The organism is Pseudomonas sp. Sample_10 (assembly GCF_004321495.1).
Taxonomy (GTDB): Bacteria; Pseudomonadota; Gammaproteobacteria; order Pseudomonadales; family Pseudomonadaceae; genus Aquipseudomonas.
Window position 1 is genome coordinate 43,871 of record NZ_RCOE01000109.1, and the last position, 21,335, is coordinate 65,205.

Consider the following 21,335-nt stretch of genomic DNA (forward strand, 5'->3'; position numbering starts at 1 on the left):
TTGACGCCCATCGCCTACAGGGTTTGAAGGTCATCAGGCGCCGTCTATCGTACGCCGCACCTTGTCCAGCAATTCCTTGATCTGGAACGGCTTGATCAGCATGTCCATGCCGTCACCGAGGAACACCTGGCGGTTGATTGCGGTTTCAGCGTAGCCGGTCATGAACAGGATCGGCAAGGTACTGCGCCATCCACGGGCAACATCGGCCAACTCCCGACCGGTCATGCGTGGCAGGCCGACGTCGGTGAGCAACAAGTCAATGGATTGATCATTCTGCAAGCGCTCCAGGGCTTCCTCGATCTCGGCAACCTGCGTGCAGCGATAACCGGCGTCCACCAAAACCTCGGCGACGAACATGCGAACCGACGGAGTGTCCTCGACGATCAGTATGTGTTCGCCGGCCCCTTGCGGGTCGACGGTAGTGGGCAGGATTTCATTGGAGGTAGGGTCGGAGCTGGCCGGCAGCATGATGGTCACTTCGGTGCCGCGCCGGGCCACGCTGCGAATGTGTGCATCGCCACCGGATTGCCTGGCGAAACCGTAGATGGTCGACAATCCGAGCCCGGTCCCCTGGCCCAGCGGTTTGGTGGTGAAGAACGGATCGAACACCTTGTCGATCACGCTGTGGTCAATGCCGGTGCCGTCGTCACGCACGGACAAGGCGACATACGCGCCATCGGCGAGGCTGGGATCTCCGTGGGAATACGCCGCATACGTATTGACCCAGATGTTGCCACCCTGTGGCAGAGCATCGCGCGCGTTGATTACCAGATTGAGGACGGCACTTTCCAGCTGGATCGGGTCGACCAGGGCAATCGCCGCTTTGCTCGTCAGCTCAAGCTTCAAGGCAATGCGTTCGCCGATGGTGCGCACCAGCAGTTCCTCAAGGGAGCGGATGTGCTCGTTGATGTCCACTGGCCTTGTATCGAGCGGTTGCTGCCGGGCAAATGCCAGCAGGCGATGGGTCAGGGAAGCCGCACTCATCGCCGAGTTCAACGCCGCTTCGGTGTAGAACTGGACCTTGTCGGTGCGTGAATCGGCCACACGCTTCTGGATCAGTTCCAGACTGGTGATGATGCCGGTGAGCAAATTGTTGAAGTCGTGGGCAATACCGCCGGTCAATTTGCCCAGCGCATCCATTTTCTGCACCTGCAACAACTGCGCCTCGGTGCGCACGCGTTCCGCCACTTCCTTGGCCAACTGGGTGGTGGCGTCGTCCAGCCGTGCCAGATGTGAGCGTTCGCGGTGGCGGTGCTCGGTGACATCCTCGACAAACACCAGGCTCAGTTGCGGTGTGCGATACGGCGAAATCTGCCACTCGGTTTCACGGATCTGGCCCTGCACGCGCATGTTCAGGGTGCCTTTCCAGCGTTCGCCGTATGACAGCCGCAGACGCAGTTCGTTGATGATCGAGGCCTGATCGTCGGCGAAGCACTCGTGAAGTGTATCGGACGCGAGGTTGTCCACGGTCAGTTGGGCAAAGGCATGGTTGCACTCATGGATCTTCAGCCCGGCATCCAGCACCGCGATAGGCGCCGACACGTTGACGAAGATCTCGCGAAAACGCGCCTCGCTTTCGCGTAGCGCATTCTCGGTTTCGCGCACCCGCAACAAGGTGCGCAGCGTCGCCAGCAGCACGTCCGGGTCTACTGGATGGATCAGGTAGGCATCGGCGCCCGCGTCCAGGCCGGTGATGATGTCCCCGGTCTGGATCGAGGCGGCTGATACGTGGATCACCGGAAGCAGGGCGGTCGCGGGGTCGGAGCGCAGTTTGCGCACGATGTCGAACCCGCTCATGTCCGGCAGATTGACGTCGAGAATCAATGCATCGAAGTTGACGCTGTCGATCAACTCCAGGCCTTCGTTGCCGGTGCCGGCTTCGAGCACTTCATAGCCATGACGCTCAAGGCGTCGACGCAGGGCGTAGCGGGTGGCGACATTGTCGTCGACAATCAATAAGCGAAGGTCACGTTTCATCGGTGGACTCCGTGGCGATCGCCAGCGGGATGATCACGTAAAAGGTCGAGCCCGTGCCTGGCGTACTCTGGACGCCGACTTCGCCGCCCAGCAAACCGGCGAAGCGTTTGCACAGGGACAGCCCGAGCCCGGTTCCGCGCAGGCGCTTTTGCAGCGGTGAATCGACCTGGGAAAAGTCTTCGAACAATGCGCCATGTAGCTCCGGAGCGATACCTATTCCGGTGTCGCTGACGGCAAAACGCACGTGGGAGCTGTTTTCAAGGCGTGCCGAGACCCGGACTTCGCCATGGGTGGTGAATTTCAGCGAGTTGGCGATGAAATTGCGCAGGATCTGCGCGAGTTTCTTGTCATCGGTGTACAGGCGCGGCAGTCCCACCGGTTCTTCGAATATCAGGTCCACGGCGGTCGCGTCGACAATCGGTCGAAACATGCCGCGCAGGGCGGCGAACAGGTCGAACATATCGAACCAGGCCGGCGATATGGTGATGCGTCCGGCTTCTATCTTCGCCAGATCCAGCAGGTCGTCGACCATATCGCTCAGCTCGCGCGCAGAATTGCTGACGAATGCCACTTGCTTGTGTTGCTCGGCGCTCAAAGGGCCATCGAGTTCATCGGTCAACAGACTGGCGATGCTCAGGATCGAGCCCAATGGGGTGCGAAACTCATGGCTCATGTACGACAGAAAGCGACTTTTTAAATCCGAGGCCTGACGCAATTGTTCGGCCTGGGTGTCGAGTTCCGCGTACAGCGCCAGCACACCCTGGTTGGTTTCATCGAGTTCGGCGCGCAGGGCATCGGCTTCCCCCTGCAACTGGGCGATCAGTGCTGCTTGTTCGTCAATCTGAGTCGCAGGTGCGTCAGGCATGAGCGGCCTCCAGAGCAATGACCAATACCGTGACGTCGTCCCGTCCACGGCAGAAGTCGCGGTGCAAAATCGCGGCAATCACGGCGGGATGGCGATGCACCAGGCCGGGGTAATCCTGCAGGTTCCAGCGCGACTGCAGGCCGTCGCTGTACATGATCAGCAACTGTCCGTTGACCTGAGCATAGTCAAAGGCTTGTGCCTTTCGATACTGGCCGCCGACGATGCCGGGATGAGAGGCCAGTCCGCGAGACTTGTCCGCTGCAATCAGACAGGCGCCGATATTGCCGATGCCGACGAATTTCAACGCATCGTTGCCAGCATCGAACTGCGCAATGGCCATTGCACCGCCGCGAGTACCGACCATGGCCAGATGCATCTCTTGCAGCGCCAGTACCGGCGAAGCAAATGGCGCCAGTGCGAAGGTTTTTTCGCCGGCGCGGGCGGCTCGTTCGGCTTCTTCGCCATGGCCCAGACCATCGATCACCAGCGCGCTGATGCGTGGCCCGTCGAAGGCCAGGTGCCAGACATCGCCGCAGGCCGGATCGTTGTGCAACGAGTGCTGGCTGATGCCGACGCGGCGATCAGCCGTCTTGTCCTGGCGTGGATACAAGCGCGTCAGCAGCACGGTGCCGCGTGAGTCTGCATACACGTCGAAGACTTCTGTCTGACGCGAAACGGCGCCCAGCCCGATGCCCTGAGTGCCGCCGGTGGAGAAACCATCGGCCAGGCACGCTTGCAGGTCAAAGCCTCTGGCGCGGTCTATTGCGATCATTTCAATGCCGGCACTCTTCTCGCGGGGTAATACCCGCAGGTGCAGCTCGCCATGGGTGGCATGTTTGAGAATGTTGCTGGCAAGCTCGGTCGCCACCAGTGCTACACGACCTGCATCGGTACTGTCGAAGTCATGTTTTTCGGCGAGTTGTTGGGCGGTGCGCCGTGCGTGCCCGATCTGACTGCTATCTTCGATCACCAGCACCTGGGTCATCGATCCGCCAATATTCAAGTCCATCGCGTGATCGTCACGCGAGTGCCCTGGCCAGGCGCGGTGTCGAGTTCGAACTCGTTGACCAGCCGCTTGGCGCCGGTCAGGCCCAGTCCAAGACCACTGCCGGAGGTCCAGCCATCGGTCATTGCCAGCTTGATGTCGGGAATGCCGGGGCCTTCGTCGTGAAAAACCAGGCGCAGGCCGCAACGGGCCTGGTCGTCGAGGATCTGCCAATCCATGTCGCCGCCTCCGCCGTACACCATGGTGTTACGCGCCAGTTCGCTGACAGCGGTCACCAGTTTGGTCAGGTCGATAAGGCGCATGCCGCATTCCTGGGCCAGCTTGCGTGTCAGTTGCCGAGCCAGGACCACGTCCTGCTCGATGTGAATCGGATGAGTGCCGCTGCTGCGTACGATCATTGTTCACGTACTCGTTCCTGAAGCAGTTTCATCCCGCGTTCGACATTCAGCGCGGTGCTGACGCCGGGCAAGGTCAGGCCCAGTTCCACCAGGGTGATCGCCACCGCCGGTTGCATGCCGACCAGCACGGTCTGGGCATCCATGATTTTCGAGAGACCGGAAATCGTCCCGATCATCCGGCCGATAAAGGAATCGACCATGTCCAGGGCGGAGATGTCGATCAGTACGCCCCGGGCGGAAGTGCGGCTGATCCGCTCGGACAAGTCGTCCTGAAGCGTCAGCGCCAACTGGTCGTGCATGTCGACCTGAATGGTCACCAGCAAGAAGTCGCCCATTTGTAATATCGGGATGCGCTCCATAAGCTCACACCGCCTTGCTGATGGTCATTCCCAACCGGGTCAGTGCCAGTTTCAGGGCATCGGCCAGATTGGCTTTGGTCACTACGCCTTGCAGGTCCAGGCCCAGGTGCACGATGGTCTGGGCAATCTGCGGACGCACACCACTGATGATGCAATCGGCGCCCATCAGGCGAATCGCCGTGACAGTTTTGAGCAGGTGTTGCGCCACCAGCGTATCGACGGTGGGCACACCCGTGATGTCGATAATGGCAATTTCCGAACCGGTGTCGACGATTCGCTGCAACAGCGATTCCATGACCACCTGAGTGCGTTGCGAATCCAGGGTGCCGATCATCGGCAGCGCCAATACGCCATCCCAGAGCTTGACCACCGGCGTCGACAGTTCCAGCAGTTCTTCCTGCTGACGCTTGATCACCGCCTCGCGGGATTTCTGGAAGGTGCGGATAGTGTGCAGGCCCAGGGCGTCGAGCAGTTCGGAGACTTCCAGAAGCTGTTCGGCCAATAGCGCCGGACTGTCCTGATAGTGGTTTTGCAGCAGGGCAAACAACGGCCCTTTCAAGGCGAAGATAAAACTGGCGGTCTGCTGAGAGTCGTGGCCCAGCAGGGCACGGCTATGGGAGAGTTTTTCGAGAAACTGGCGAATGTCGTCCCAGCCCGGGGCGGCGATATTCTGGGTGTTGCCGCTCTGCAGGCCCGAGATGATCAGCTCGAGGAATTGCGACGTTTGCTGCTGCAAGTCCTGGACTTTGAGATTGCGTGTGGCACCACTGGTTTCGAGGTCGTTTGTCCATTGGGCAAGCAATTGTGCCGAGTTCTTTTTCATTGCATCGAGCGTGGTGGATTGCAGTGCCGCCATGAGACTTGACTCCTTGAGTTTAAGCGCCGACTCCCCAAAAAATGACCGGCGCAGTTGAATGACCTTTGCCGGATGAAATAGTTGTTGGTTTTCCAGGGCTTTTTTTCATTTCGGCACATGGACTTTAGTCGGCGAAGGCCGTTTCGGTAGTTTTTCACGGAGAATCAGTGCTCCGAAGGAACCCTGAAGCTCAGCCGACTTCGAAACTTCAAGGCTCGGCTATTGAGTCTGGCCGCGCGGATGCAGTGACGAGGACGTAACCATGAAAGACCATTCGATAACGCCGCAAAAGGATCGACCGCAAAGCGACAACCTTGGCGAACCCGTGGAAAACACCCCGCAGCCGCAAAGCGGCGATGACGCGGTTGACCAGAAAAACCGCCATACCGATAACGACAATGAGTTCAGCCCGGGCTTCAAACCCAACCCGGACCGCCCAAAACCCAGCGATGACACCGATGCCGATATCGACACCGATGGCGGCTGAAATCCGCAAATAAAGAAAGCCGCATCTAACGTGCGGCTTTCTTTTTTGCGCTGCGATCATTTACTTGGCATGCGCAGCTTGCAGTTTCTTCGCCATGTCCAGGTGTTTTTGCAGTCCCGGCAACATTTTCTGGGCGAAGCCTTTGAGTTCGACGGCGCCTTTGGTTTTGTCATCCGTTACTGTATTTGCTTCTTTCTTGAATAGTTCGATGGTTTCTTCGTGGGCTTTGACCTGATTGTTTGCGTAGGCCGCATCGAACGATTCATCGCGCATGTCGAGGATTTTTTCCTTGGCCTGCTTTACCAAGGTGGTTTCGTCTGGCACTTCAATGTCGTTTTTCTTCGCGATGGCCGCCAGTTCGTCATTGGCCTTGCCATGATCGGTGATCATCATGTTGGCGAATGCCTTGACGTCCGCCGATTGGCTTTTTTCCAGCGCCAGTCGGCTGGTTTCGATTTCGGCAATACCACCCGCTGCGGCTTTGTCGACGAAATCATTGGAAGTGGCAGCGAATGCTGCGCCCATGCTGGTGCTCAGGGCTACGACCAGGGCGAGGTGGCGCATTTTGAATCCGTCCATTGGTTTTCTCCGCTTGGTTTCAAGGTCAGGTTTCAAGGGCAGGTTTGATGGGCGATCCGCAGTGATCGTTAAGCTGTGGAGGCGGATTTACCGGCAAAGGTTTTATCGCATTTGCGACAGGACGACGAACGGACGCCGCTGGTCTGACAGGTGGTCGACAGAACCGTCCAAGCAAGGCCATTCTGATAGTTGGCGAGCGCAATCAGTCGCGTTCGCTGCCGATTAACAAACGGAGGTGTTCCATGCCGGTGCCACACGACCTTTTTCAGGATCTGAGTTGCACAAAGGAAGAAATCCAGCAGAAACGCACCAAGGATCCGTTACTGGATTCACTGATCAACAAGTATTCCCTGGCAGACGCCGAGGTGGTGAAGGCCGAGCAAGCCAAATCCAGCGATGATGCGGTGACGAAGCTCAAGGCCAAGCGCCTGGAGGTCAAGGACAAAATCGTCAGACAGCTGCAGTCGCGGACCTGATCACGATTTAAGAGTTGCAGGAGCGAGGTTGCTCGCTCCCGCATTGTTCCGGCGTTATTGCAATGCGCTGCTCAAGGGCAAGCGCGCCATGTTCCTGGCCTTCAGCGAACCGAAATACAACCAGTCTCCATACTCGCGCACCGTGGTAATCGGAGAGTAGTTGCCGCTGCTGCCGTCCTGCAGGTTGGCGATGACCTTGCCTTGCAGATCCAGACCCAGCACAAAACCACGTTTTTCCACGGGTTTGGGCAGTATGGTCATGGCTCGCACGATCATCTTGCGCAAATACGGGTGAGGTGCGGTGGCATCGAGCAGAGCGTTGCGCGGTGCATACAGCGCCACCCAGAAGCGGTCGCGGCCATTGAATGACAGGTTGTCCGGCAAGCCCGGCAGGTTGTCGATGAATATCTCGTGGGTACCGGCGTTCGGTCCGGTCAACCAATAGCGGCTGATGCGATAGGCGCCCGTTTCATTGACCAGAACGTAGGCATCTTCGGGACCCAACGTCACGCCGTTGGCGAACTCCAGTTTGTCCAACAGGACCGAAGTTTTACCGGTCTGAAAGTCATAACGCAGCAATCGACCGTCGCCACCATGCTCGATGATTGCCTCGCCATCCTCGCCATCCTTGCCATAGCCAAAGCGGCTGGAAGCATCGCTGAAATAAGCAAAGTGCCCCGGTTTGTCGATGACCACGTCGTCAGTGAAACCAAAGGGCACGCCGTTGGCCTCGGTGGTCAACGCCACCAGTCGACCTTGCGCATCGAGCGACAGCAAGCCTTTGACCGCATCAGCGATGACCAGCAAGCCATTTGGATGGCGGGCCAGCCCCAATGGTCGGCCGCCGGTATCGGCGAGCATTTTGGTGATCTTGCCATCCAGGCTGGTGCGGATGACGCGGCCGTCATGCAAACCGCTGATCAGTGCATCATTTTCCAGCAGCAGTGCTTCCGGGCCGTCGATGTCCACTGCGCCCACGCGCTCGATGCCTTTGAGGCGCTGATTGTCGGCGTAGACACCTGCGGTGAGGGGCGGAGCAGGTGACGGCGTCCAGGCCACCGGTTGCACCTTGGTTGGCATCAGCAGCAGGAACCCGCCAATGGCAACAATCAGCAGCAACACCCAATGGTGGAACCTGATCGATCGACTCACGCGCCGACTCCTGATTGTGCCAAGTGCTTTTGTGCCATCTCGCGCAAAGCCAGCATCGACGCCGCCGACTCGTGATCTATTCGCCGCTTGAGCAGCAACCGATTGGCAATGCGCATCGCCAGACCACTGAATTGATACTCCAGCGTGCGGACAAACCGCGTGCTGTCGCCTTGGGCCTCGCATTCGTAAGTCACCACCAGCGACAGTCCATGGTCGCCATCAGCCCGGGCAATCCAACGCCGTCCCGGCAGATACTCGTCGACCACCCAACGCAAATGCCCGTCGCGGCCACCGGCACGGATGTCTTCTTCGAACCGGGCGCCGGCATGCAACGAACCTTTCTGGCCATTGATCTTCAACGATGATGGATGCCACTGCGGCCAGAGGCTCACGGTGCTGGCGTAGGCGAGAACCTCGATGGGATTGCCGGCAATTTCGATCTGGTGCTGCATGCGGGTCATGGCTGTTCTCGTCAGGTACGGGGAGGCCTGCTCCGGTTCCCAGTAAAGGGTGCCGAACAGGTAATCCATCAACGGAAAAACAATGTTGAAATTTCGCTCCTGCATCATCTCGCGGCGATGGTGCAGTTCATGCAGGCGACGCATCTGACGAATCCACGGCAGGCGTGTCAGCGGATTGTGCGGCGGCAAATGTTCGCAGGCATGAAACACTTCATACGTGAGATAACCGAGGACCATGCACCCGCCCACCAGGCCGGCGACGTTGGCGTCAAATTGCTTGAGCAGCCACCAGAGGGGCAGGGTGATCACCAGTGTGTGTAACACGATCAGCCATGCGGGAAACAGGATCACCCGCCAGTCGCGGGCGTTGTCGTAAGTCATGTGCCCGGGGGCGAAGAAGCTGTGATGGTCGCCGGCATGGCGGGCATAGAACATCCTTGCGAAGGCTTTTTTGTGATGCCCCAGATGCCGATGCACGATGTAAACGCCAAAGCTGAACGCCAGCAGGGTCAACGGCACCGCCAGCCATTGCAGCGGGCGCACCTGGTGCACGCTAGTCCAGAACATGGCGATGGCCAGCATGCCGAACAACAATACAAAAATGCCATGTAACCAAGGGTTGTAGCGGGGGTGGATGTCGGCGCGGTAGCGGCTGCGGAATGCTTCGGTGGTCTGCCTCACTGCAATCACCTGTCGTTTTTATTATCTCCAGCAGATTAGACGATTTCGACAGGTTGTCCCGCCGAACCTTGAGGACACAACGGCCATGATCCGGTGCAAACCGGACTCACGTCAGCGGGTTCCAGCGTTGCGACCAGTCGTCATCGGACTTGATCACTTCGCGCAGTAGATCGAAAGCCTGTTGCAGGGTTTCCGAGTCGCGATCGCGGGAGTAGACCAGGTAGGTGGGATAACTGAATTCCGGGGCTTTCGCGACGGACTCCAGCACGCCGCTTTCCAGATAGCTCTGCACGACGCGGGTGCGGAAATAGCCACTGCCGCCGTTTTCCAGAATGTATTGCAAGGCCAGCGGGCCAAGATTGAAGCTCAGCGCAGCCTTGGCTTTCTCCGGTAACGCCGCATCGTGCTGGCGCCGGAAGTCCGGACCCCAATCGATATACACGTAAGGGGCAGGACGCGCAGGATGGCGGACGAGGATGAGTTTTTCTTCGAGAATCTGCTCGACTTGCAGACGCGGCCAGTACTCGGGTTGATAGACCAGCGCTGCATCCAGCACACCGAGTTCCAGCTGCCGCAGCAGGTTTTCGCCATCACGAATCTCCATGCGCAGGGCGTGGCCGGGAATTTTTTCCCGCAGTTCAGCGGCCCAACTGAGCATCAGCGGGTTGCACAGGCTGACCTCTCCGCCGATATGCAACACATCGTGGTAACCCTCGGGCAATGGTAGATCGCGCCGCGCCGCTGCCCAGGTTTCCACCAGTTGGTTGGCGTACACCACGAAGGCTTCGCCATTGGGCGTCAACCGGGCGCCGGCGCGATTGCGCACGAACAGGGTGCTGCCCAATTGGCTTTCGAGTTTCTGCACTCGGGCGGTGATTGCGGTCTGGGTGACGTGAAGTTTTTCGGCGGCTGCGGCAAGGCTGCCGTGGCGGACGATTTCCAGGAAGGTGCGGGCTAGGTCGATGTCCATGGGGCGGCCGGTGCGAAGAGTGCAGGCATTGTAAGAGCGTAATTGTGCGCAGGCTACAGGCACCGAAAACGACAAATCCCGCCACCAGGGCGGGATTCGTTTGTAGCCAGGCGTGCTCCCGAAAAGCCGGGAGCGACTTGCTTAGCTTGGGAACAGCTCGGACAGTTTCATCGCCAGCATCATGTCGCCTTCAGCGCGCAGTTTGCCGCCCATGAACGCTTGCATGCCGTCGGTTTCACCGCTGACGATGCCTTCCAGGGTTTCGCCGTCCATCACCAGAGTGACCTGGGCGTCCGGGTTCTCGCCTTCCTGCAGTTCGCAGGTCTGGTCCTTGACGATCAGCGAAAAGTTCTTGGTGTCGTCGATGCGGAAACCGAAGACCAGGTCCAGACCGGCAGCAGCGGCTGGGTTGAACTTGGCTTTCATTGCTTGTACTGCATCTGCTACGGAGGTCATGGTTTGATCCTTTTTTCTGATAGATAGAGCAGGGTAATTAGAGCTGGGTGATTACAGCCAGGGTCACAATAGTCCGGACTCAGCGAAACGTGATGAGTTCCGGGGCCTTCAGCAGTTGCAGGTGCGCATGACTGTTGAAGGAAGCCAGAGCCACCTCGCGACCACGAAACTTCAAATGGTTGAGCGAGGTGTTGACGATTTGCCAGTTCAATTCAAAAGCCTGTTTGGCAGGCATTTGCGTAATGAGATGGAGCAGGGCAGTGATGGTGCCGCCGGAGGTGAACACGGCGATTTTCTGTGTGTTGTCGGCCTGTTCGAGGATCCGGTGCAGGCCGGCCTGTACACGCTCGACAAAACCCAGCCAGCTTTCCAGCCCCGCCGTGTCGTAGGTGCCCGCCAGCCAGCGCTCGATGATCAGGGCGAAAATGCGCTGAAATTCGCCGCGGTTTTGCGCCGCGTTGCGCAAAATGTTCAGGGCTTCGGGTTCGTCCGGCAGCATGGCGGGCAACAGCGCGCGAATCACTGCGTCGGCATCGAATTCATTAAATGCGGAATCGGTTTCGAGAATGGGAACCGGCAGCCCTACGGCGGCAAATTGCTCCAGGGCGCTGTTGGCCGTGTGCTGCTGGCGACGCAGGTCGCCTGCAATGCAGCGATCGAAGCTGATACCGAGTTCGGCCAGGTGTTGGCCGAGGATTTCTGCCTGACGGATACCGGTCGGCGACAGGACGTCATAGTCGTCTGCACCAAAGGAGGCCTGGCCATGTCGAATCAAATAGATGCTGCCCACGTCCGCGTCATCCCGGTACGTTGAAGGTTTGGCGAGGTTATGAGGATGGCGGTGAGCTGTCAATGAAAAAACATACGCTTGTTTGAAATGCTCGTTCCAGCCGTGTTGCCAGAGGTTTCACGGCTGGTCGCAAGGCTGGCGCATGGGTATGCTGGAGGCATCCCGCGCGCGTAGATGTCGCGCATCGTTTGAGGAGTCCCTGTGGAGTTTTTTTCCGAGTACGCCATTTTTCTGGCCAAGACTGTGACCCTGGTGATCGCCATTCTGGTGGTCCTGGCCAGTTTTGCGGCCTTGCGCAGCAAAGGTCGACGTAAATCGGCCGGGCAGTTACAGGTCAGCAAGCTCAATGATTTCTACAAAGGGCTGCGTGAACGCCTGGAGCAAACCTTGCTCGACAAGGATCAGCTCAAGGCCTTGCGCAAGGTCGAAGCCAAGACCGAGAAAAAACAGAAGAAAAAGCCCGAGGCCAAACCACGGGTGTTCGTGCTGGATTTCGACGGTGACATCAAGGCGTCGGCCACGGAAAGCCTGCGCCATGAAATCACCGCACTGCTGACCCTCGCCACCCCGAAAGACGAAGTGGTGCTGCGTCTGGAAAGCGGTGGCGGTATGGTCCATAGCTACGGACTGGCATCTTCGCAGCTGGCGCGTATCCGTGAAGCTGGCGTGCCATTGACCGTGTGCATCGACAAAGTGGCAGCCAGCGGCGGCTACATGATGGCGTGCATAGGCGAGAAGATCATCAGTGCACCATTCGCGATTCTCGGTTCGATCGGCGTGGTGGCACAATTACCCAACGTCAATCGCCTGCTGAAAAAACACGACATCGACTTCGAAGTGCTGACGGCCGGTGAATACAAGCGCACCTTGACGGTGTTCGGCGAAAACACCGAGAAGGGCCGGGAGAAGTTCCAGGAAGACCTGGACATTACTCACCAATTGTTCAAGAACTTCGTATCACGCTACCGCCCGCAACTGGCCATCGACGAAGTCGCCACTGGCGAAATCTGGCTGGGTGTCGCGGCGCTCGACAAGCAACTGGTGGACGAACTCAAGACCAGCGACGAATACCTGGCCGAGCGTGCCAAGCAGTCCGAGCTCTATCACCTGCACTATGCCGAACGCAAAAGCCTGCAGGAACGCATTGGCATGGCAGCCAGCAGTTCGGTTGAGCGAGTGCTGATGAACGTGTGGGGACGCCTGACACAAAATCGATTCTGGTAATGCATGAGCTACACCGGCACTCAATAAAACCGCAGCGTTAGCTGCGGTTTTATTTTGGGCGGAAAGTTGAGTGCGTTAGTTAAGTATTAGAATCTCTAGTCCAATAAATATTTTGTGCTTATTAATGGCGTTTACTTGTCAGGTGCATTGATTAGAATCGGCTTTCCCTAATCAGCAGCAAGGAAGTTGCACAATGGAAATAAGCACTCAATACAATGGTAATCCGGATGACTTAGCTCTTTTTGTAAAGCTATTGCCCGAAGAGTCCATGTTTCTTATCGATCTACGGCCCAAAAAGGATCACAAGGTTGTCCATCGATCCAATGGTGAAATCCTGTTCACCCTTATCAGGCGCCATCAGCCCAGTCCGTCGAAGCCGGACTTCAAGGTTTTCATCGTAGGTGCAAACTGGGGAAGTTTGAACGGTACGTTATTTGAAGATGTCGCTGCATTGGCATATGCCATTCAGAAAAGAGGACTGCAGCAAGTCGCGTTTTAACTCTTCTTTAGAAGCGAAGTTCAAGTAAGGTCTTGATGATCAACGTCATCAAGACTTTTTTATGGGTGACGGTGGTCAAGGCGAGCCCGCTCCTACAAGTGCTATCTGCTTCTTCCCACATTGCAAAACGTTCACATTGGTTAGAGTGAAATCCTTCCACTGCAACGGACTGCGCAATGAACGAGTATCCTCTCCAACCCCTGTACGAGGCGCTGAAGGTCGCTGTCGACACTACGCTGCCACAAACCCCGACCCAGTTTGCCGAGTATCTGATCAAGCAAAAATGGGCTATCGATCCGCAGGATGCCCTGCTTGTCACCCTCGATTACGATTACCGCGGCCATCCTGCACAGGACGGCATTTACCAGGGACAGGTCGCGAATTCGCAAAGCCTGGTTCAGGTGCTGCTCAGCAATTACCAGACCGTCGGCGACGGGCATTTCGGTGAAACGGCTTTCGGACTGTATACGCCGCCGGATATCGGGCCGGCCGTTCGCGTCGTTGAGCATGTCGATGAATTCGCCGATGACGGTAGCGGTAATCACAAAACCTATGAAGGTATTTATCGGCAGACAGTGCCGCAAACCTTCGGGCCGCAGAACCAAATCAATGTGCGGCCCGCAGATTTCAAGAAATGGGTCTGGCAGCTGTCTTTCAAGGATTTGTACAGGGACTATGTCGACAAAGCGTGGCCCACCGACGAGGTGATTGCGGCTGCCGAACCTTTTGCCCTGAGAACATCCACCAAAGCCGCGTTTGTCATGTCCTCCTGGCTGCAACGGCAAGAAAACAGCCTGTCTCCAGAGGGCCTGGAGCTGGCGATGCAGGCGGCGGGTTTGCCTGTCGGCCAGACCTGGGGGACATTGACGATCGAGCAGTTGCAGGCCGTGACGCGAATGCCTTCGAATGTGCAGGCAAACCGTCTCAGGCTTTACCGATACACCGCAACGGATATCTGGTGTTACCGCGAGCGGTCCAGCGGCAGAGTGTTGATGTTTGTCCCGGGCAACTCTTCGCCCTTGCACGAGTTTACCGATACGTCCCAACTGCGCCGGTGGGTCGTTGACCAGGCGCGGGACGCCGAAACGACGCAGGCGCTGGCTGCGCACTTCGCCAAGGAGGATCGCAGCGACGGCACCTTTCACGCCGGTGTACTTACCGCGCTGGAGGGCATGGCGCAATACCCCAGGGAGCATCGGTTGACGAAGCAGGCCGGCTTCTTCAATGACGATGGCTATTGGAACCCCGATGATTACATTGCCTTCGACCTGGCTTCCCCGAGAACCGACCCTTTCGCGCAACTGGTATCGAGCATGAAGCAGGCCGCTCAGGCCAGCGTCGATACTATTCGTGATGACGCCCAGGTCAATCGCGATAATTTGAACGCGGTCATCGAACCCATTGTGCAATGGGTCAACCGATTCGGTCCGCTGGCATTGTTCGTCCCTGGCGGTGAGGGTTTTCTGGCCCTGGCCGGGCTGCTCGATGCGACCTATGGCCTGGATCAGGCAGTAAGTGCTGAAACGGCCGAACAGCGTTCCGAGGGTGTGACCCGCACGGTCTTCGGGTTGCTCAACGCGTTGCCTCTGGTTGCGGATGCCACGTCGGCCATTGGCGAAGAGGCTCAGGCTGGCAAGCTGATCCCGTCGCAAGACTTACCGCGCGAACCCGCAACCGGACCCCATCCCGAACCCACCGCATTGCCTGCACCGCCACCTGGGCCAATGCCCTCACGGGTGGATCTGCTGCGGGGCGTCGGCGCGCCTGCGGGCACATTCAGTGACGAGGTGCTGGCACAGATCGGCAAGGTCAGTGCGGTCGACAATGACATGCTGCGCCTGATGCAGTCTGGCCGGTCGCCGACCCCGTTGCTGGCGGACACCATTGAGCGCTTCAGCATCGATCAGGAGGTCATGGCACAAACCCATTCATCCACCGCACCAGCTGACCTTTTCAATCAGCGCTATCAGACGCTGCAGCAGTCCGAATTCGAATGGGTGAAGCTGTTCCAGCGACAATATCCCGAATTGCCAAGAAGGGCTGTGGAACAGATGCTCGATCGCTATGGGGTTGATTTGACGGCGGCACCGGACGCTTCCCAGGCCCGGTGGCTGTTCAGACAACTCGATGGCAAGGCTCGTCAATACCAGCAGCATGTGCGCTTGAACCGGGCCTATGAAGGTCTTTATCTGCAGTCAATCGCCAGTCCTGCGTCGGACACCCTGGCCCTGCATTCAATGAGCCGTCTGCCAGGCTGGCCCAAAGGCTTGCGCATCGAAGTGCGCGAAGCTTCCATCGGCGGACGCCTGCTGGATCGCAGCGGGCCGCTCGAAGCGCCGGATTGCCGGATCCTGATCAGGGTGGAGGCGGGATATCTGCCGTCCACGCAAGCTGCTTCAACCACCGATGTCTACTCAGCGGTTGCAGAGCTGTTGTCAGAGAATGAGCGCTCGGCCTTAGGGCTGATATCCAGTGACCCGGGCAAACAACTTAAACTCAAGATCGGTGACCGACCGTTGCCCCGTTCAGAGCTCATGCTGGGGTTGGGCAGGATGGACTCCGGTTTGCCCTTCGAAGCACAGGGCTTGAAAGGCGGAGGTTTTCCGGATACGCCCCACGCCGCGCAATTGACCCACGAAATCATGAGGTTGCAGCTCAGGGAGATCTATCCTGAATTCACCGACAGTGAGGCCGATGACGTTCTGCTACCTCTGGGCTGTGGTGCGCAACGCCACATCGACACGTTGCGCCAGCAAATGCATCAACTGCATATGGACATCGATACCTGGATCGATCAGGTGGGAGTGGATATCGACGAAATGGATATCCCGTTCCTGAACATGGGCGATCCTGGAACAGAAGGATTGACCCACGCGCAACTTGCTTTGCGCAATGCACAGATGATCCAGGATACCATGCGCCAGGAAACGGCGACTCGTGACGAGTTGGCCGAAGAGTTGATCGCCATCTGGAAAAAACGCGCACCGCAGGAACATAGCCACTATTCAGGCAATCATGTCGATGGTTTCGTGATGGACATGAGCCACGAAGACTACCATCGGCTGCCGGCGCTCAACGTGCGTTTCAATGATGTCATCGGGCTGAATCTGCAGCAGTTGCAGTTAACGGAAGGAGAGACGCTCAATGGCTTTCTGGAGTGTTTTGCGAACCTGCGGACACTCAATCTGCAAGACACTGACCTGCGGTTATTCAACCTCGATGGTGAACTGGAATCTGTGTTGCCACCGGCCGTTGCCCAGTTGCAGCATCTGACAACCTTGAATCTGCGTGCCACCCAACTGACCTTTGAGGAAACCACGGCAGCGCAGTTGAGCTCGCTGACCAATCTGCAATCGCTGGACTTGAGCGAAAACCCGTTGCGCGTTCCACCGGTGATACTGGGAATGGACAAACTACGTTCGCTCAATCTGAACAACACCCGCATTACCACGTGCCCCATCGGGGTCATGGATCAGCCCTACCTGACGACCCTGGATCTGCGCAACAACGGCATTCGCCGAGTGCCGCAGGCCGTACTGAATCAAGCCATCGCCAGGGATCGGGTGCTGCTGTGGAATAACCCGCTGGATGATGAGGACACCTTGCGGCGGTTGGTCACGCATCGGGAGCAAACAGGCATCAACTTGTGGCTGGGTGCGCCTGGCCCCGCGTATTCGGATCCGCTGGCCTGGTTGAACGGGATTGAAGGAACGCAGCGAAACGCTCGGCTTGAGGTCTGGCAGCGCCTGGCGCTCAGGCCGGGAGGTGGGCGATTTTTAGGAACGATGAATACCCTGACCCTCACCGCGGATTTCCGGGTCAATTACCTGGATCTTCAGACACGGGTCTGGCGACTGCTGGTCGATGCGGATGCATCGGATGAACTGCTGGAGCGCTTGACCCGCAATACGCCGATTCCGGCGGGCGCTCTGGATAACCCTGTCGCGGTGTTCACGGCATTGGAAAGCCGTGCGCAGTTATACCGGGACTGGGCGGCGTTGGGGCAACCCATTCCGATCCAGCAATAAGGATTTCAAGGGCGGGTAGCCAATAGCCCTGCTCCCGATGGGGAGCAGGGCTACAGCGGTCAACGGCGACGGAACAGCGGCAGCGGTTCGTCGGTGGCGGCCTGATAGGTCACCGAGAAGTCCTTGAGACCTTCCAGGGCTTCGTACGGGTCTTTATCGGCACGGATCGCGAATGCATCGAATCCGCAGCGGTGCATGTAGAACAATTGATCGCGCAGCACGTCGCCAATCGCCCGCAATTCGCCTTTGAAACCGTAGCGGTCACGCAGCAGACGGGCGTTGGAGTAGTTGCGGCCATCGGTGAAGGCCGGGAAGTTCAAGGCGATGACCTGGAAACTCTCGACGTCCTCTCCGATTTCCTCGGCTTCTTCATCGGCATCCAGCCAGATACCCAGGCCGCCGTCGCGGGCCAGGAGCATACGGCTGTGTTCGCGCCACAATTGCAGCGGGACGATGTAGTCATCGCAGTTGGTGATCTCGTCGATGTTGAAATCCTTGGGCAGCAGGTGCCAAGTTTCGTCGACGACGGCGTTGTTCTTAATGATTCGCTGCATAGACGCGTTCCTTGAAGAGGTCGATGCCAATACGCTGATAAGTGTCGATGAAGCGCTCGTCTTCGGTACGTTGTTCGATGTACACGTCGATCAGCTTCTCGATCACGTCAGGCATGGCTTCCTGTGCGAAGGACGGGCCGAGGATCTTGCCCAGGCTCGCATCGCGACTGGCGCTGCCACCCAGGGATACCTGGTAGAACTCTTCGCCTTTCTTGTCCACCCCGAGAATGCCGATGTGGCCGACGTGGTGGTGACCGCAGGCGTTCATGCAACCGGAGATGTTCAGGTCCAGTTCGCCGATATCGAACAGGTAGTCCAGGTCGTCGAAACGGCGCTGGATCGATTCGGCGATCGGGATCGACTTGGCGTTGGCCAGGGAGCAGAAATCGCCGCCCGGGCAGCAGATGATGTCAGTCAGCAGGCCGATGTTCGGCGTGGCGAAACCTTTCTCGCGCAACTCGCCCCACAGCGTGAACAATTTGTCCTGTTCAACGTCGGCCAGAATGATGTTCTGTTCGTGGGAGGTGCGCAGTTGACCGAAGCTATAGCGCTCGGCCAGGTCGGCCACGGCGTCCAGCTGCTTGTCAGTGATGTCGCCCGGTGCTACGCCGGTCGGCTTCAACGACAGGGTCACGGCAACATAACCCGGCTTCTTGTGGGCCAGGGTGTTGCGCGCGCGCCAGCGGGCGAAGCCCGGGTGTTGCTGGTCGAGTTCGGCCAGGGCAGCGTTCTGGTTGTCGAGGGACTTGTAGTCTGGATCGACGAAATGTTTGGCGACGCGATGTACTTCGGCTTCGGTCAGCGTGGTCTGGCCACCGCGCAGGTGCTCCATTTCCGCATCGACTTTCTGCGCGAAAACTTCAGGCGTCAGCGCTTTCACCAGGATCTTGATCCGCGCCTTGTACTTGTTGTCGCGACGGCCATAGCGGTTGTAGACACGCAGGATGGCGTCGAGATAGCTCAACAGGTCTTGCCACGGCAGGAATTCATTGATGAATGCGCCAACCACAGGGGTACGCCCCAAACCACCGCCGACCAGCACACGGAAGCCCAGTTCGCCAGCGGCGTTGTGCACCGGCTCAAGGCCGATGTCGTGGACTTCGATGGCGGCACGGTCGGAGGTCGAACCGTTCACGGCGATCTTGAATTTGCGTGGCAGGTAGGCGAATTCCGGGTGGAACGTGGTCCACTGGCGGACGATCTCGCACCATGGGCGCGGGTCGATGAGTTCGTCGGCGGCGACACCGGCGAACTGGTCGGTGGTGACGTTGCGCAGGCAGTTGCCGCTGGTCTGGATCGCGTGCATCTGCACGGTGGCCAGTTCAGCGAGGATGTCCGGGATATCTTCCACGGCCGGCCAGTTGAACTGCACGTTCTGCCGGGTACTGATATGGGCGTAGCCCTTGTCGTAGTCCCGGGCGATCTTGGCCATCATTCGCATTTGCCGCGAAGTCAGCTGGCCGTAAGGCACCGCGACTCGCAACATCGGTGCGAAACGCTGGATGTAAAGGCCATTTTGCAGGCGCAGGGGGCGGAATTCTTCTTCGCTCAGCTCACCTGCCAGATAGCGTCGGGTCTGATCACGGAACTGCTTGACGCGGTCCTCGATGATCCGCTGATCGTATTCGTCGTATACGTACATATAAGTCCTGTTCTCAGGCTTGGGTCGCTCGGATGCAGCTGCGTTTTTTGCTTGCCGCAGTCCAAGAGCCTCTGCAATTCTGCGCGCACGGCCGCGCACTCCTAATGGAGCCGGGGCAAGATACCAGTTTGCAGTTATGCGCAAAAGTGATGTTTGAGTATATATAAAGAACCAAATCGCCTAACGAGAAGGGTTGTTAGATAACCCACATTTGTCGTGCGGGCAATCATCGTCTTAACTGTGGTCGAGTCCTTATGCAATCACCGATAAAACCGACAAGAGGCGATGCAATGAGCAACCCAACCAAAGCAAGGAAAAGCGACAGCACAGTCGATGCCTGGGCGATTCTGTTCCTGATCATTCTTGTGGTCGGCACCGCCGTATTCTGGGTAAGTCATCAATAACCGACCCGACCGAGCCTCGTTCCGACGATTGTCGGACAAAAACCGCAATAAACGCCGTTTTGCGGACGTTCGCTGGCTATAATGCGTGGCGAATTTCCGGGGGCTCGGACGACACATGTTGAAGTTTCTAAGGGGTGCATTGCTGGCGCTGGGCATGGTCGCGGGACCGTGTGCTCAAGCGGCGTCAGTGCTGTTCCTCAACCCGGGGACCACCAGGGAAGCCTTTTGGGTCAGCTATTCGCAATTCATGCAGGCGGCCGCCGCTGATCTGGGCATGGACCTGCGCATCCAGTATTCCGACCGGGTTCCTGAAAACATTATCAAGCAGGCACGCGAAGCCCTGCAGGGCAGCGATCGCCCCGACTATCTGGTGTTCGTCAACGAGCAATCGGTCGCCCCCGAAGTACTGCGCCTGGCTCAAGGCAGCGGGGTGAAATTATTCATGGTCAACAATGCCCTGACGGTGGATCAGATAAAACTGCTCGGCGCCCGACCGAACAAGTATCCCGACTGGATCGGCAGCCTGGTGCCCAATGACGAGGAGGGCGGTTACCTGATGCTCAAGGAACTGATCCGCTCGCATCCTCCGGTAGCGCCGGGCGAAATGATTGATCTGCTGGCTTTTTCCGGACTGAAAGTGACGCCCTCGGCGCAGTTGCGGGAAAAAGGCATGCGTCGGGCGCTGGCGGAACACCCGCAAGTGCGTTTGCGCCAGCTGGTGTATGGCGGCTGGACCCGTCAGCGCGCCTACGAGCAAGCCAAGCTGTTGTTCAAGCGCTATCCGCAGACTTCACTGGTGTGGGCGGCCAACGACGAAATGGCGTTTGGCGTCATGCAGGCGTATGTCGAATCAGGGGGAGTCCCGGGCAAGGACGCGTTGTTCGGCGCCATCAACAATTCACCCGAGGCATTGCAGGCTCTGCTCGACAATCGCTTGAGCGTATTGCTTGGCGGGCATTTCAGCCTGGGCGGCTGGGCGTTGGTTGAACTGCATGATTATGACGAAGGGATCGACATCAGCCAGTACGGCGGTCGCGACCGACAGATTCCACTGTTGCAACTGATCAACCGTTCGCAAGCCAAACGACTGTTGGCAATGAGTCGCACGCAGGACTACGGGGTGGATTTCCACAAGCTTTCGGCCAAGGGGCGACCCGCGTCATACCGCTATCCGTTCAGCCTGCAAACCCTGATGCACTGACCCGTTTCAGATCCCTGCCAGCAGCAGCACCAGTTTGACGATGCCGAACAGCGTCAGGGCAAACACCGTGGTGAACAAAATCCCCAGGATCACGAAATGACTCGGCTTGCCATGGGTGAAGTCCCGCGCCCGGTTCTTGCCGCTCTGCACCCCGAACGCTGCCGCCATGACGCTGTGCAACATCTGCCAGAAAGTGGGCGGCTTGTTATCGGCTGGATCGTCCATAAACCCTTGTCTCCCGTTTGAGTAAAACAAGCATAGACAACCCGC

General features: G+C 58.1%; 21 protein-coding genes. 6 read left to right on the forward strand and 15 right to left on the reverse strand.

Annotated elements, in window-relative coordinates; translation table 11 throughout:
• Positions 1 to 33: 33 nt before the first annotated feature.
• From D8U18_RS10250 to D8U18_RS10275, 6 genes are read right to left on the reverse strand one after another with little or no spacing between them, the layout of a single operon-like run.
• Positions 34 to 1,977 (reverse strand): response regulator, encoded by a 1,944-nt coding sequence (locus tag D8U18_RS10250; protein WP_131107569.1) that lies wholly within the window; start codon positions 1,975 to 1,977, stop codon positions 34 to 36.
• Complete coding sequence (locus D8U18_RS10255) at positions 1,967 to 2,842, reverse strand: ATP-binding protein (RefSeq protein ID WP_056852839.1); 876 nt, start codon at positions 2,840 to 2,842, stop codon at positions 1,967 to 1,969. Before D8U18_RS10255 ends, D8U18_RS10250 begins: the two co-directional genes overlap by 11 nt.
• A complete protein-coding gene (locus tag D8U18_RS10260) occupies positions 2,835 to 3,845 on the reverse strand; it encodes an ATP-binding protein (RefSeq protein ID WP_131107579.1) in 1,011 nt (336 codons plus the stop codon). The genes D8U18_RS10255 and D8U18_RS10260 overlap by 8 nt, the downstream gene beginning before the upstream one ends.
• On the reverse strand, positions 3,842 to 4,246 hold the full coding sequence (locus D8U18_RS10265; RefSeq protein ID WP_131107570.1) for an anti-sigma regulatory factor: 405 nt from the start codon (positions 4,244 to 4,246) through the stop codon (positions 3,842 to 3,844). The genes D8U18_RS10260 and D8U18_RS10265 overlap by 4 nt, the downstream gene beginning before the upstream one ends.
• Complete coding sequence (locus D8U18_RS10270; RefSeq protein ID WP_056852837.1) at positions 4,243 to 4,605, reverse strand: STAS domain-containing protein; 363 nt, start codon at positions 4,603 to 4,605, stop codon at positions 4,243 to 4,245. Before D8U18_RS10270 ends, D8U18_RS10265 begins: the two co-directional genes overlap by 4 nt.
• 4 nt (positions 4,606 to 4,609) lie before the next feature.
• On the reverse strand, positions 4,610 to 5,461 hold the full coding sequence (locus D8U18_RS10275; RefSeq protein WP_130903446.1) for an STAS domain-containing protein: 852 nt from the start codon (positions 5,459 to 5,461) through the stop codon (positions 4,610 to 4,612).
• A gap of 262 nt (positions 5,462 to 5,723) precedes the next feature.
• Between D8U18_RS10275 and D8U18_RS10280 the strand changes: the two genes are divergently transcribed.
• Complete coding sequence (locus tag D8U18_RS10280) at positions 5,724 to 5,948, forward strand: hypothetical protein (protein WP_131107571.1); 225 nt, start codon at positions 5,724 to 5,726, stop codon at positions 5,946 to 5,948.
• Positions 5,949 to 6,008: 60 nt separating this feature from the next.
• Here the strand turns inward: D8U18_RS10280 and D8U18_RS10285 are convergent, their stop codons facing one another.
• Entirely contained in the window at positions 6,009 to 6,527 is a 519-nt protein-coding gene (locus D8U18_RS10285) for a DUF4142 domain-containing protein (protein WP_056852834.1), read from the reverse strand.
• A gap of 242 nt (positions 6,528 to 6,769) precedes the next feature.
• On the opposite strand from D8U18_RS10285, the gene D8U18_RS10290 reads away from it, so the two are divergent.
• Positions 6,770 to 7,003 (forward strand): DUF465 domain-containing protein, encoded by a 234-nt coding sequence (locus tag D8U18_RS10290; protein WP_056852833.1) that lies wholly within the window; start codon positions 6,770 to 6,772, stop codon positions 7,001 to 7,003.
• Positions 7,004 to 7,057: 54 nt separating this feature from the next.
• Here D8U18_RS10290 and D8U18_RS10295 read toward each other — a convergent pair whose 3' ends face one another.
• From D8U18_RS10295 to D8U18_RS10315, 5 genes are all read right to left on the reverse strand, one after another.
• Complete coding sequence (locus tag D8U18_RS10295; protein ID WP_131107572.1) at positions 7,058 to 8,155, reverse strand: SMP-30/gluconolactonase/LRE family protein; 1,098 nt, start codon at positions 8,153 to 8,155, stop codon at positions 7,058 to 7,060.
• The gene (locus D8U18_RS10300; protein ID WP_131107573.1) at positions 8,152 to 9,297 is read right to left on the reverse strand and encodes an SRPBCC family protein; all 1,146 of its coding nucleotides are present in this window, start codon (positions 9,295 to 9,297) and stop codon (positions 8,152 to 8,154) included. The genes D8U18_RS10295 and D8U18_RS10300 overlap by 4 nt, the downstream gene beginning before the upstream one ends.
• Before the next feature lie 106 nt (positions 9,298 to 9,403).
• Entirely contained in the window at positions 9,404 to 10,267 is an 864-nt protein-coding gene (locus D8U18_RS10305) for a LysR family transcriptional regulator (protein WP_131107574.1), read from the reverse strand.
• A 141-nt stretch (positions 10,268 to 10,408) separates the two neighbouring features.
• The gene (locus D8U18_RS10310; RefSeq protein ID WP_007987439.1) at positions 10,409 to 10,723 is read right to left on the reverse strand and encodes an SCP2 sterol-binding domain-containing protein; all 315 of its coding nucleotides are present in this window, start codon (positions 10,721 to 10,723) and stop codon (positions 10,409 to 10,411) included.
• A gap of 79 nt (positions 10,724 to 10,802) precedes the next feature.
• Entirely contained in the window at positions 10,803 to 11,513 is a 711-nt protein-coding gene (locus D8U18_RS10315) for a histidine phosphatase family protein (protein ID WP_130907498.1), read from the reverse strand.
• A 201-nt stretch (positions 11,514 to 11,714) separates the two neighbouring features.
• Here D8U18_RS10315 and sohB point away from each other — a divergent pair, with 201 nt between their 5' ends.
• The 3 genes from sohB (at position 11,715) to D8U18_RS10330 (ending at position 17,264) form a co-directional block, all read left to right on the forward strand.
• On the forward strand, positions 11,715 to 12,737 hold the full coding sequence (gene sohB, locus D8U18_RS10320) for a protease SohB (RefSeq protein WP_056852828.1): 1,023 nt from the start codon (positions 11,715 to 11,717) through the stop codon (positions 12,735 to 12,737).
• Between the two features lie 193 nt (positions 12,738 to 12,930).
• Positions 12,931 to 13,236, forward strand: a complete 306-nt coding sequence (locus D8U18_RS10325) for a hypothetical protein (RefSeq protein ID WP_056852827.1) — start codon at positions 12,931 to 12,933, stop codon at positions 13,234 to 13,236.
• Between the two features lie 176 nt (positions 13,237 to 13,412).
• Positions 13,413 to 17,264 (forward strand): DUF6543 domain-containing protein, encoded by a 3,852-nt coding sequence (locus D8U18_RS10330; protein WP_131107575.1) that lies wholly within the window; start codon positions 13,413 to 13,415, stop codon positions 17,262 to 17,264.
• A 59-nt stretch (positions 17,265 to 17,323) separates the two neighbouring features.
• Here D8U18_RS10330 and D8U18_RS10335 read toward each other — a convergent pair whose 3' ends face one another.
• Together D8U18_RS10335 and D8U18_RS10340 are read right to left on the reverse strand one after the other, a co-directional pair.
• Positions 17,324 to 17,818 carry a DUF934 domain-containing protein gene (locus D8U18_RS10335; RefSeq protein ID WP_056852825.1) on the reverse strand — a complete coding sequence of 165 codons (495 nt, stop codon included), beginning with the start codon at positions 17,816 to 17,818 and terminating at the stop codon, positions 17,324 to 17,326.
• On the reverse strand, positions 17,802 to 19,460 hold the full coding sequence (locus D8U18_RS10340) for a nitrite/sulfite reductase (RefSeq protein WP_131107576.1): 1,659 nt from the start codon (positions 19,458 to 19,460) through the stop codon (positions 17,802 to 17,804). Before D8U18_RS10340 ends, D8U18_RS10335 begins: the two co-directional genes overlap by 17 nt.
• A gap of 519 nt (positions 19,461 to 19,979) precedes the next feature.
• Here D8U18_RS10340 and D8U18_RS10345 point away from each other — a divergent pair.
• Entirely contained in the window at positions 19,980 to 21,065 is a 1,086-nt protein-coding gene (locus D8U18_RS10345; RefSeq protein WP_056852823.1) for an ABC transporter substrate-binding protein, read from the forward strand.
• A gap of 6 nt (positions 21,066 to 21,071) precedes the next feature.
• On the opposite strand, the gene D8U18_RS10350 is transcribed toward D8U18_RS10345, so the two are convergent.
• On the reverse strand, positions 21,072 to 21,290 hold the full coding sequence (locus D8U18_RS10350; protein ID WP_056852822.1) for a DUF2970 domain-containing protein: 219 nt from the start codon (positions 21,288 to 21,290) through the stop codon (positions 21,072 to 21,074).
• Between the last annotated feature and the right edge of the window lie 45 nt (positions 21,291 to 21,335).

Excerpts from the sequence above, each read along its gene's own strand:
- D8U18_RS10250 (WP_131107569.1), bottom strand. The coding sequence starts at position 1,977 with ATGAAACGTGACCTTCGCTTATTGATTGTCGACGACAATGTCGCCACC.
- D8U18_RS10255 (WP_056852839.1), bottom strand. The coding sequence starts at position 2,842 with ATGCCTGACGCACCTGCGACTCAGATTGACGAACAAGCAGCACTGATC.
- D8U18_RS10265 (WP_131107570.1), bottom strand. The coding sequence starts at position 4,246 with ATGATCGTACGCAGCAGCGGCACTCATCCGATTCACATCGAGCAGGAC.
- D8U18_RS10270 (WP_056852837.1), bottom strand. The coding sequence starts at position 4,605 with ATGGAGCGCATCCCGATATTACAAATGGGCGACTTCTTGCTGGTGACC.
- D8U18_RS10275 (WP_130903446.1), bottom strand. The coding sequence starts at position 5,461 with ATGGCGGCACTGCAATCCACCACGCTCGATGCAATGAAAAAGAACTCG.
- D8U18_RS10280 (WP_131107571.1), top strand. The coding sequence starts at position 5,724 with ATGAAAGACCATTCGATAACGCCGCAAAAGGATCGACCGCAAAGCGAC.
- D8U18_RS10285 (WP_056852834.1), bottom strand. The coding sequence starts at position 6,527 with ATGGACGGATTCAAAATGCGCCACCTCGCCCTGGTCGTAGCCCTGAGC.
- D8U18_RS10290 (WP_056852833.1), top strand. The coding sequence starts at position 6,770 with ATGCCGGTGCCACACGACCTTTTTCAGGATCTGAGTTGCACAAAGGAA.
- D8U18_RS10305 (WP_131107574.1), bottom strand. The coding sequence starts at position 10,267 with ATGGACATCGACCTAGCCCGCACCTTCCTGGAAATCGTCCGCCACGGC.
- D8U18_RS10310 (WP_007987439.1), bottom strand. The coding sequence starts at position 10,723 with ATGACCTCCGTAGCAGATGCAGTACAAGCAATGAAAGCCAAGTTCAAC.
- D8U18_RS10325 (WP_056852827.1), top strand. The coding sequence starts at position 12,931 with ATGGAAATAAGCACTCAATACAATGGTAATCCGGATGACTTAGCTCTT.
- D8U18_RS10330 (WP_131107575.1), top strand. The coding sequence starts at position 13,413 with ATGAACGAGTATCCTCTCCAACCCCTGTACGAGGCGCTGAAGGTCGCT.
- D8U18_RS10335 (WP_056852825.1), bottom strand. The coding sequence starts at position 17,818 with ATGCAGCGAATCATTAAGAACAACGCCGTCGTCGACGAAACTTGGCAC.
- D8U18_RS10340 (WP_131107576.1), bottom strand. The coding sequence starts at position 19,460 with ATGTACGTATACGACGAATACGATCAGCGGATCATCGAGGACCGCGTC.
- D8U18_RS10345 (WP_056852823.1), top strand. The coding sequence starts at position 19,980 with ATGTTGAAGTTTCTAAGGGGTGCATTGCTGGCGCTGGGCATGGTCGCG.
- D8U18_RS10350 (WP_056852822.1), bottom strand. The coding sequence starts at position 21,290 with ATGGACGATCCAGCCGATAACAAGCCGCCCACTTTCTGGCAGATGTTG.